The sequence below is a fragment of the Pseudorhodobacter antarcticus genome (assembly GCF_900110135.1).
Classification (GTDB): Bacteria; Pseudomonadota; Alphaproteobacteria; order Rhodobacterales; family Rhodobacteraceae; genus Pseudorhodobacter; species Pseudorhodobacter antarcticus.
The window spans coordinates 1-8907 of sequence record NZ_FOCO01000071.1 but is presented as its reverse complement, the minus strand read 5'-3'; the positions used below and the strand labels follow the sequence as shown (position 1 = coordinate 8907).

The window sequence follows — 8907 nt, the reverse complement described above, 5'->3', positions numbered from 1 at the left end:
TTGCTTGCGCGACTTCCCAGCTTCAGTTTTTAGCCATCCGGCCAATTTATCAGCAAAAAGATCAAGCTTGCTCTGCCGATCTGGCGTCGTGAACTGCGGCTCAATCGTGCCCGCGTTCAAATGCTTCGTAATCGTGTTGCGCGACAAACCAGTCCGGCGCGAAATCTCCCGGATCGATAGCTTCTCGCGCAAAGACATGCGTCGGATTATGTTCAAAAGTCCCATGTGTATCACTCCATTGCTCCCCGTGGCGCAGCGCGCTGGGGGAAGGGTCACATGGCTCAATTCTCAGTGGAAATTATTCGATAAACCGGCTCACTTCTAAGTGGAAATCAACACCATGACAGAACAAACCACCATTTTGCAGGAAGTGGGCCAAGCCTTCCGCGACCATGGCCTGACATCGGCCATCACCGCATTGATCGGAGGCACCGTCGCCTTGCTGGCCTCGGTGACGCGGAAAGCCTTCACCAACGATGCTATGCTCGCGCGGTTGGACCGCGAACTTCTGGCCGAGCGCACCCGCGTTGACCGACAGCGCGCCGAAGACCGTGAAACCGAAGCCGACAGGCTGGAACGCATCGAGGCAGACATCCGTGCGATGCGCGATCTGATGTTCGAAGCCTTCCAGCGCGGCCGCACCGACTGAGCAACGCGCCAATCATTCCATTCCCACCCCCACCCGCCCGCAAGGCGGGTTTTTTCATGCCCGACGCCGGGCGAAAGGAGCCTTCCCATGAATGCCAACACCCGCGACCCCCTCCGCCTGATCCAGAATGGTCTGGACCAGCTGGGCCATTCTCCCGGCGCAATCGACGGCCTCTGGGGCCTGCGCACCGCCCGCGCGATGAAAGCGCTGTTGGCTGCGAACGGGCGCGCGGCAGCCTTCGCCCCGCCGGGCCCATTGCCGTGGATCACGGAGGCCAAATCTGCCTTGGGGCGTCATGAAGCCCGAGATCGCTCTTGGCTGATGGATTGGCTCAAGCGTGACGGCCGGTCCCTTGGCGATCCATCGAAAAACCCTTGGTGCGGGGATTTCGTGGAGACCTGCATTCGCGTGGCGCTACCCGATGAACCGCTTTTGGGCGCGCTGGGCACCAATCCCTACTGGGCGCGCAACTGGTTGCTGTTCGGGCAAGAGGTAAAGCCAACACACGGCGCGGTTCTGGTGTTCTCACGCGGCTCTGGTGGGCACGTCGGTTTCGCGATGGGGCAGGATGACACGCATTTTTACGTGCTCGGTGGCAACCAGTCCGATGCAGTCACCATCGCCCGTATCGCCAAGTCCCGCCTCCTCGGTGCGCGCTGGCCTGCCACAGTACCGCCACGTCAGCAACGCCTGCAGACGATGAAGCCCGGCGAATTTCTCGCATCCACCCATGAAATCTGAACAGGAGAAAATCATGCTGAAACCTGCAATCCTTGCGCTGATCCGCCAAATTCTGACAGTCGCTGGCACCGCGCTGGTGGCCAAGGGCTATGTCCAAGCCTCCGATATTGAACCGGTGATCGGTGCACTGCTGACCATAGGATCGGTGGTTTGGTCGGTCGCGGACAAGCGGGCGAGGTAGGGCCAGCGGCTGCGGAGCGGTCAGTCGAGACGTTCATCTTGAGTGACCGCAGTGCGGGACTTTCCCGACATTCACGTTTGGCCATGTTGCTGACGCAGCATTCGTTTGCAGTTGCGGCAGAACACTTTTGGCGACGCCGCGGATTTCACCAAAGCGGCCATTGAGAGGGTCAAAATCGGGATTCCCAAACTACCCTTTCGCTGCGAGCGGTTCCAACAATCAGGTCGCGGACGAAGCGACCAAGCCACCCATTTGACCCAATGTTCGCTTTGCTTACTGCTAAGATGTAACTGGGCTCGTCATTCTACTGAAGCGTGGACCCAATGTACGATTTGATCGAGCGATTGCTGAGCAAACGCATCTCGCCCCATGCCCAAGAACACGTAATGAAGATACCACGGCCAATCAGATGGAAGCTGGTAGTTGAACAAATCTGCACGCAGCAAGCCATGCGTAGCATTTGGCACCATAACAACCTGTCTATCTCCAGTGAGCGGCATCAACTGTTCTTGGAAGGTTACTGAGTCCGAACGTGCGTCAACATTCAGATCATCTTCACCCCAGATGGCGAGTACGGGACCCTTCATGCCTGAAATGAAATCAGTGGAGTCTTCCCAATATGCTCCCGCAACAAAACTAAATCGTGCAGGATCCATGTCTGTCGTTGGCGGTGGTGCAACGGATGCATCAAACAAGGCATCGTTTCGGAGAATCCGATCTGCCAAACGCTGCTCGATTTCCTCTTCAGCGACACCCTCTGATCCCATTCTGACGCGGTTGTAGTAAGTGCCCTGATCACGCCAAGACACGGCCCCACCGACGAGGACGGTGAAGGCAGGCACTATTTGGTTTGCCACACGAGGCAGCACCCAACCTGCCTGAGAAAATCCCAGAAACCCAACCTGATCGAGGTTTATATCATCCAGTGCAGAAATGGCCTGCAATGCAGCCAACGCCTCATCGGCGCGTCCCTCCATCGTTTGGTCTAACCAGTTGCCCGTACTCTCCCCGACACCAGCCTTGTCCCAAGTAAAGACGCCAATACCAGCATCGACCAGCGCGTTGATGAGGGGGAGAGCTCCGCCAGCGGAGAAACGATCCTGCGCCCCGTCTCCGTGGACGATAAGGGCTATGGGTGGGTTCGTGGCATCCATAGGCATCACCAACGTTCCTGACAACACCGCGTCATCGAGCTCAAACGAGACTTCTCTTATGCTGTGTCGCGCAAGATCAAAGTCAGAGAGGCCGCGCACCACCCAAAATGTGGCTCCGATACCTATGACGAGCATCACAGATGTCAGAATGAGTACATATTTCCTCATGTCTTTGGACCCATCTTGGTATCAGTTCCGGACCTGAAATAACTCGGACGCCAGGACAAGCCGCCAAAAATAATCCGCAAGCGATCACCCATTGTCCGGCATTTTTTCACGTCCTGCCAGATATTCCCGAACTCTATGAATGTGATCTTGACTGGATTGTTGGTCTCGATGTCGCTGGTCAGCCCATAGATCACCTCTTCTTCTTCACGTGCGAAGGTTCCGAAAAGTTTGTCCCAGACCATCAGGATACCGCCGTAATTTTTGTCGATATATTGGCGATTGGACCCATGGTGGACGCGGTGAACGGAAGGCGTGTTGAAGACCTCATCCAGCCAACCCAGCTTCGTGACCCGTTCCGTATGTACCCAGTGCTGATACTGCGCCACGAGCACCAACCCGACGATGGCCTGAAACGGGTTGAACCCGATCAGGATCATCGGGATCAGGAACGCCCACTCAAAAAAGCCTTCCACCACGCTCAATCGGAAACCGACGGTAAGATTATAGTCGTTCGAGCTGTGATGAACGTTATGACTGGCCCAAAGGATGCGGTGTTCATGCTCGAGGCGATGCATCCAATAGTAGGTGAAGTCCGCCACCAGTACGGCCAGAAGCCATGTCCACGCCGTCATCGGAACCGCAAGGGGCGTGAGATAATAAAACGGCAGCAACGCTATGAACCCGAGCGAGGCGAATGCGGTCTTCTCGATGACCTGATGGGCGGTGAAGATGACTAAGTTCGCCATTGTATCCTTCCAACGCCGCTCCTTGGAGGTGACCAGATCCAGCACAATCTCGATACCGGTAATTGTGAGGTTGATGATGAACAGCGCGGCTACGATCCACATAATCTGGTGTAACTCAAAAAACGCAACGAGATTATCTATTGTCATGAAAAGCCCTTTCTTAGCGACTCACTTGATGTTATGAACGAACGATCGTTCATTATCTAGATTTCATGTACAGGATCGTCAACCCATGTCTGCAGAACCCCAACCCATACACCCGCGTAAGCTTGAAATTGTGGAAGCAGCAGTCACCTGCTTTCTTGAGAAAGGCTATCACCAGACCGGTGTGCGCGACATTGTAGGGCAAGCGGGCATCAGCCTTGGGAACCTTTACAACCACTTCAAGGGCAAAGAGGCGATACTGGTCTTCATTGCCAAAATTGAAGGGCAGGAATTGTCAGACTTCATTGACCGGCTGTCTGACAACGATGATCCCCGCGCCACGCTGGGATGGTTTATCACGGATTATGCTGCTTACGTCTCACTCCCCGAGAATGCGCTTCTTGGTGCGGAGATACTGACCGAAAGCTTGCGCAACCCGGCCATCGCCGATGTGTTTGGTCGCAATCGTAGCCGACTCATTGCCGCACTGGCTGGATGCATTACACAAGGCACCAAATCCGGTATCTTTGCCCCGCAGGTTGACCCTCACATGGTGGCCTGCTTGATCCTCGATGCGCTGGAAGGTAAAGGCTTGCGCAGCTTGTCCTCGCCATCAGGAGACAACCTCACCAGAGATGCCATCGGCTCCTTCATTCTGAATGGCCTGAAACCATGATACCTGAAGACCGGTTGCTGAAACCATGGACGCTCATACGCGTATTTTACCTGCGTATTGGCGCAACATGGGCACTGACATTGTGTGAAACCGCGCTGATCGCTTTGGTCCCGTTGTTCATCGGCTTCGCCATTGACGGGCTTTTGACAGGGCAGACCACAGCTCTGTTTCAGCTGGCAGGCGTGATGGCGGCATTGATCGTGGTCAGCGTAATCCGCCGCATCTACGACACACGCGTTTTTGGAACTGTGCGCGTCGAGGTGGGGAGAACCCAAGCGACGCGGGCATCTGCTCAACCTGTATCGATACTGAATGCGCGACTTGGCATGGGACGTGAGTTGGTGGATTTTCTGGAGGTCGAAGTGCCGCTGGTCATGACTGCCCTCGTTCAGATCATTATATCTGTCATCGTGCTCTACGCGTTTGACGCCACACTGGCGCTGGCAGCAGGCTGTGCCGTGGGAATCATGTTTGCAATCTATGGGTTGTTTCATAAGCGCTTTTTCCGTCTGAATGGCGTCTTCAACGGGCAGACCGAACGACAGGTTTCGATCCTAGAAGCCCGCAACGCCCCACGCCTTTTGACGCATTTGTTACGTTTGCGCCGCATGGAAGTTCGGATTTCAGACGCAGAATCTGCGCTCTACGGCTCTGTCTTTGCCGTTCTTCTGGGATTGGTCGTTTTCAATCTTTGGTACGCGACCACACATGTGGCGGTCACACCGGGTACCATCTTTGCAATCGTCAGCTATTCATGGGAGTTCGTTGAGGCGGCTGTGACTTTCCCAATGGCACTTCAAAGCTGGTCACGTTTATCGGAGATTATTCAACGGCTGAACACCTCGGTTGCTTGATTTCTCAATATGACTTGGTCAAAAAATGTTGTGCGTCGGCTCATCTGATTGCCGGAAGCGACTATTCGCTTCACTGCAGCAACGATGCAACATGGGCTCCGTGCCGCCACTGCGGTATTTTGCACCCGAAGAAATCTGGATGTGTCAGAAACGGTCCAGAGCCGCCGTTCATACCTTGGGCCACGAAGGTCCAAATATCCCCAAACAATAGCAAACAGTATTTCCAAAGCTTTTCTGCTATGCCTGTATTAGCGATACGACCAATTATGCAGAGGCAAATTTAGGAATTCGAAATGGACAGCTTTGAAACTGACTACTTGATTACTGGTGCGGGGGCGTCAGGGCTTGCTTTTGCAGATACGCTACTTGATGAAACGGACGCGCATATCACGCTGGTTGATCGGCGGGACAAGCCGGGCGGTCATTGGAATGAGGCCTATCCTTTCGTTCGCCTTCACCAACCCTCATCTTATTATGGTGTGTCATCGCTCAGTTTAGGCCGCGGAAGCATAGATCAATCCGGCCTCAATCAAGGTTACGAAGAACTTGCATCGGGGCAAGAGGTCGCAAACTATTTCCACACTGTTATGCGAGATCGATTGCTTCAATCTGGCCGCGTACGGTTTTTGCCAATGTCCGAACATTTAGGGAACGGTGAAATCCGCCAACTGCTCTCCAATAAAATTACGCAAATTGACGTGCGCCGCCGGTTCGTTGACGCAAGGTTGCTCGAGAACGGCATCCCACTGACACATAAACGAAATTTCCATGTCTCTGCGGATGTTGCCTGCATCCCACCGAACTTTCTACCTGGAAAGGCGCACCTTCATCGGTCTTTCACGATACTGGGCGCAGGCAAGACAGCGATGGATAGCGTCCTTTGGTTACTCGAAAATGGTGCAGATTCCAACCAGATACGCTGGGTGGTGCCACGCGATCCGTGGATGATCAACCGTGCCTTCACACAGCCAAGTGGCGCGTTTTATCAAGAAAGTTACGGCGGAACGATGCGCCAGATGGAAGCCGTGAAAGAAGCCACGTCCATAGATGATCTCGCTGACAGGATGGAAACCGCAAACTTGTGGATGCGTCTTGATCCAACGGTTCGCCCGAGTATAATGCACGGACCAACGGTTTCCATGGCGGAACTTGGACGACTTCGAGAAGTGACCGATATCATTCGTATGGGCCATGTCGAGACCATTGAACCAAATCTCCTTAAGCTCGTCGGTGGGACTTGTTCTGCAAAGCGGGATACTTTGTATATTGACTGTACTGCACGGGCACTTGGTCATACCGACACATGGCCAATTTTTAATGATGACCGGATAGCACTGCAAATGGTCCGCCTCTACCAACCCACGTTTAGCGCCGCTTTGATCGCTAAGATTGAGACGAGCTTTGACAGTGATAAGGCAAAAAACGCACTCGCAATACCAGTGCCCATGACGGACACAATTCAAAGTTGGTTGGTGTCGCAAATTCCAAGCTCGATGAACCAATTAGCATGGTCCCAAAATCCTGAAATAAAAGCGTGGATCGCGTTGTGTCGCCTTGATGGCTTTGGTCGTGCTGGCCGCGAGGTCGATCGAACTGACCCGGAGGTGAAGGCGATTTATAATCGAATAAGGGAGGTGTCGATGCCTGCATTTGCCAACATGCAAAAGCTCGCAACTACATGAAAGGTTCTGCAAGCGACAATTCATCCCAGTAATAATATTTATGATATCAAACAGGATATTCTTCGTTAATGATTGGATCGCAGAGTTTGGCTCGACGCACACCGCAGCGATAGTCTGCTAACTACCTATGGGGTCGGAGTACCTGTCAAAATGACGAACAATTCACAGTTGCAGCGAACGGCGGGAAAGTCCGCACTTTGATCCTTGGCTATCATTCCTTCGCTGCAAATTGTTCGAATGGCTGGTTTTCACGCCGCGTTGCGACAACAGAATTTTAGCAGTTGCAGCAATTTCCACGCTGCGAGCGCACGCAGCGCAAAATTAACAGGTCCGGTGTGGGCTCGTTCCTGCCGTTAGCTGCGCGACGCATGAACGTCAGCTATACGAGTCTCGTGCTGTTTTCACTGCACTGATACGGGCCGCAACATGTCATCGGTGTCCAGTTTCAGGGCGCTGCGCCACAGGGGAGTCTTGAATACGTGGTGCACATGTTTGGTCCCGCGCTCTTCACGGGTCTGGACAAGCAGCCCTGCCCATTCAAGCGGGCGCAAGACGCAAGATGAGAAAGCGGCAATTTCGCGCCATCCCGCATTGTCCCAATCATAGTCCTCGCCATAAAAAGCCGCGAACAACGCGCGTTCGGTTGTCCCGAGGTTGGCCTCGACGTTGATCACGTTCATCCAGACATCCCACTTCCCGAATGGACGATCTTCAAAGCGCGCATAGGACGCGTGGTCGATCTGGAGAACAAAGAAGGGGACAAGTTCAGCGAACAGCTTCCCCGGTGCCTGCGCCAGTTCTGCACCGCGCTTGGTCAGGCGGAATTCACCTTTGAAGTGCCGCCCCAGGCGTAGGGTGATTAGCAAGTAGTGCAGCACCTCGAGCGGCGGGAATTCGTACTCATTGATGACCTTGTTGTATCGGAACATTTCCTCAGTGCTTGAGCCCGGCCAATCGAAGTGTTCGACCGCCCAATGCACGAAGACGCGCTTGAACGCCTTGGTCTTGGTCAAACCGATGGCGCCGTGCTCCTGCGTGTACTGCAGCGTCAGCACCGCCGCCCGCAGGAGCGGTGAGTGCGCGAGGTCGGGATGGTCGTCGGACAGGGAGCGGAAGGTGGTCATGGCACGATGCTGCCACGGGATGTTTCTCGCGGCCAGATGCAAAGCGATAAGCAGTCCACCGTGATCAACTGATTTAAATGACGGTGAGTCGCGCTTCTGTGCACGCGGCTGCCTGTCGCTGCCTGCTTATGCGTGCTGGTGCGGTTTTTGTGATCCAGTGTTGATGTGGCGTTGATGTAAACTGGACAAGCAAAAGCCCGACTGATTAGGTCGGGCTTTAAGCATTTGATTTGGCGTGTTAATTTGGTTGCGGGAGTAGGATTTGAACCTACGACCTTCAGGTTATGAGCCTAAACCCCAGCGAATCCAATAGCTTAGACTTTTCAATCACTTACGCGACAAGCCTTTGATTTTGCGCAAATTCCATAGTTGCATTGGGGCACGTTCAGCGACATTCGGCAACAAACTCGGTGCGAAACATGCATTCGCGCGTTGATGGTATCCGTCCGGTCTGACCGCCCTGCCTGCGTGATAGAGTGGGTGATAGTGTCCACCATCGATAGTGGACATCTTGAGGTTAGTTATGGCGGGGAAGAAGGGTCTGAAGAAGCGGGTCTGGTCTGACGACGAGAAGCGGTTGATTTGTGAACAAACGCTGACGCCGCGTGTTTCGGTGGCACAGGTTGCGCGACGGTATTCGATGAATGCTAACCTGATTTTCAAATGGCTGAAGGATCCTCGATTTGCGCCGCCGGGCAGCGTGCCAGCGCCTGAGGACGCAGCCCTTGAGGGTGTTTTTCTTCCGGTTGAGATTGCTGCATCCCCGATGGAGGGTGTTGCTGTTACAC

Annotated in this window: 11 protein-coding genes; 7 read left to right on the top strand and 4 right to left on the bottom strand. The window is 54.1% G+C overall.

Annotated elements, in window-relative coordinates:
- Positions 1-234, bottom strand: a 234-nt coding sequence (locus BMY36_RS18175) for a winged helix-turn-helix transcriptional regulator (protein ID WP_139194135.1), incomplete at its 3' end; no start/stop codon positions are given.
- 106 nt (positions 235-340) lie between these two features.
- Between BMY36_RS18175 and BMY36_RS18170 the strand changes: the two genes are divergently transcribed.
- The 3 genes from BMY36_RS18170 (at position 341) to BMY36_RS20095 (ending at position 1571) form a co-directional block, all read left to right on the top strand.
- A complete protein-coding gene (locus tag BMY36_RS18170) occupies positions 341-649 on the top strand; it encodes a hypothetical protein (RefSeq protein ID WP_050518122.1) in 309 nt (102 codons plus the stop codon).
- A gap of 87 nt (positions 650-736) precedes the next feature.
- The gene (locus BMY36_RS18165) at positions 737-1390 is read left to right on the top strand and encodes a TIGR02594 family protein (RefSeq protein WP_050518102.1); all 654 of its coding nucleotides are present in this window, start codon (positions 737-739) and stop codon (positions 1388-1390) included.
- Between the two features lie 13 nt (positions 1391-1403).
- Positions 1404-1571 carry a Pam3-gp28 family putative phage holin gene (locus BMY36_RS20095; RefSeq protein WP_175469339.1) on the top strand — a complete coding sequence of 56 codons (168 nt, stop codon included), beginning with the start codon at positions 1404-1406 and terminating at the stop codon, positions 1569-1571.
- A gap of 299 nt (positions 1572-1870) precedes the next feature.
- Here the strand turns inward: BMY36_RS20095 and BMY36_RS18155 are convergent, their stop codons facing one another.
- Both BMY36_RS18155 and BMY36_RS18150 read right to left on the bottom strand, forming a co-directional pair.
- The gene (locus tag BMY36_RS18155; protein WP_050518104.1) at positions 1871-2893 is read right to left on the bottom strand and encodes an alpha/beta hydrolase family protein; all 1023 of its coding nucleotides are present in this window, start codon (positions 2891-2893) and stop codon (positions 1871-1873) included.
- Positions 2890-3786: a sterol desaturase family protein gene (locus BMY36_RS18150; protein ID WP_050518105.1), complete on the bottom strand. Its 897-nt coding sequence runs from the start codon at positions 3784-3786 to the stop codon at positions 2890-2892. The genes BMY36_RS18155 and BMY36_RS18150 overlap by 4 nt, the downstream gene beginning before the upstream one ends.
- Before the next feature lie 85 nt (positions 3787-3871).
- Between BMY36_RS18150 and BMY36_RS18145 the strand changes: the two genes are divergently transcribed.
- The 3 genes from BMY36_RS18145 to BMY36_RS18135 all read left to right on the top strand — a co-directional run bounded on the left by BMY36_RS18145 (position 3872) and on the right by BMY36_RS18135 (position 6995).
- The gene (locus BMY36_RS18145; RefSeq protein WP_050518106.1) at positions 3872-4459 is read left to right on the top strand and encodes a TetR/AcrR family transcriptional regulator; all 588 of its coding nucleotides are present in this window, start codon (positions 3872-3874) and stop codon (positions 4457-4459) included.
- Positions 4456-5313, top strand: a complete 858-nt coding sequence (locus BMY36_RS18140) for an ABC transporter six-transmembrane domain-containing protein (protein WP_050518107.1) — start codon at positions 4456-4458, stop codon at positions 5311-5313. The genes BMY36_RS18145 and BMY36_RS18140 overlap by 4 nt, the downstream gene beginning before the upstream one ends.
- A 293-nt stretch (positions 5314-5606) precedes the next feature.
- Positions 5607-6995: an NAD(P)-binding protein gene (locus BMY36_RS18135; protein WP_050518108.1), complete on the top strand. Its 1389-nt coding sequence runs from the start codon at positions 5607-5609 to the stop codon at positions 6993-6995.
- A gap of 401 nt (positions 6996-7396) precedes the next feature.
- On the opposite strand, the gene BMY36_RS18130 is transcribed toward BMY36_RS18135, so the two are convergent.
- Entirely contained in the window at positions 7397-8119 is a 723-nt protein-coding gene (locus BMY36_RS18130; RefSeq protein ID WP_050518109.1) for a hypothetical protein, read from the bottom strand.
- Positions 8120-8642: 523 nt separating this feature from the next.
- Here BMY36_RS18130 and BMY36_RS18120 point away from each other — a divergent pair.
- Positions 8643-8907 (top strand): transposase (locus tag BMY36_RS18120; RefSeq protein ID WP_139194134.1); only part of this gene is annotated, 265 nt, incomplete at its 3' end.

Bases quoted from the DNA above. Each gene is read 5' to 3' on its own strand.
- BMY36_RS18170 (WP_050518122.1), top strand. From the start codon at position 341: ATGACAGAACAAACCACCATTTTGCAGGAAGTGGGCCAAGCCTTCCGC.
- BMY36_RS18165 (WP_050518102.1), top strand. From the start codon at position 737: ATGAATGCCAACACCCGCGACCCCCTCCGCCTGATCCAGAATGGTCTG.
- BMY36_RS20095 (WP_175469339.1), top strand. From the start codon at position 1,404: ATGCTGAAACCTGCAATCCTTGCGCTGATCCGCCAAATTCTGACAGTC.
- BMY36_RS18155 (WP_050518104.1), bottom strand. From the start codon at position 2,893: ATGAGGAAATATGTACTCATTCTGACATCTGTGATGCTCGTCATAGGT.
- BMY36_RS18150 (WP_050518105.1), bottom strand. From the start codon at position 3,786: ATGACAATAGATAATCTCGTTGCGTTTTTTGAGTTACACCAGATTATG.
- BMY36_RS18145 (WP_050518106.1), top strand. From the start codon at position 3,872: ATGTCTGCAGAACCCCAACCCATACACCCGCGTAAGCTTGAAATTGTG.
- BMY36_RS18140 (WP_050518107.1), top strand. From the start codon at position 4,456: ATGATACCTGAAGACCGGTTGCTGAAACCATGGACGCTCATACGCGTA.
- BMY36_RS18135 (WP_050518108.1), top strand. From the start codon at position 5,607: ATGGACAGCTTTGAAACTGACTACTTGATTACTGGTGCGGGGGCGTCA.
- BMY36_RS18130 (WP_050518109.1), bottom strand. From the start codon at position 8,119: ATGACCACCTTCCGCTCCCTGTCCGACGACCATCCCGACCTCGCGCAC.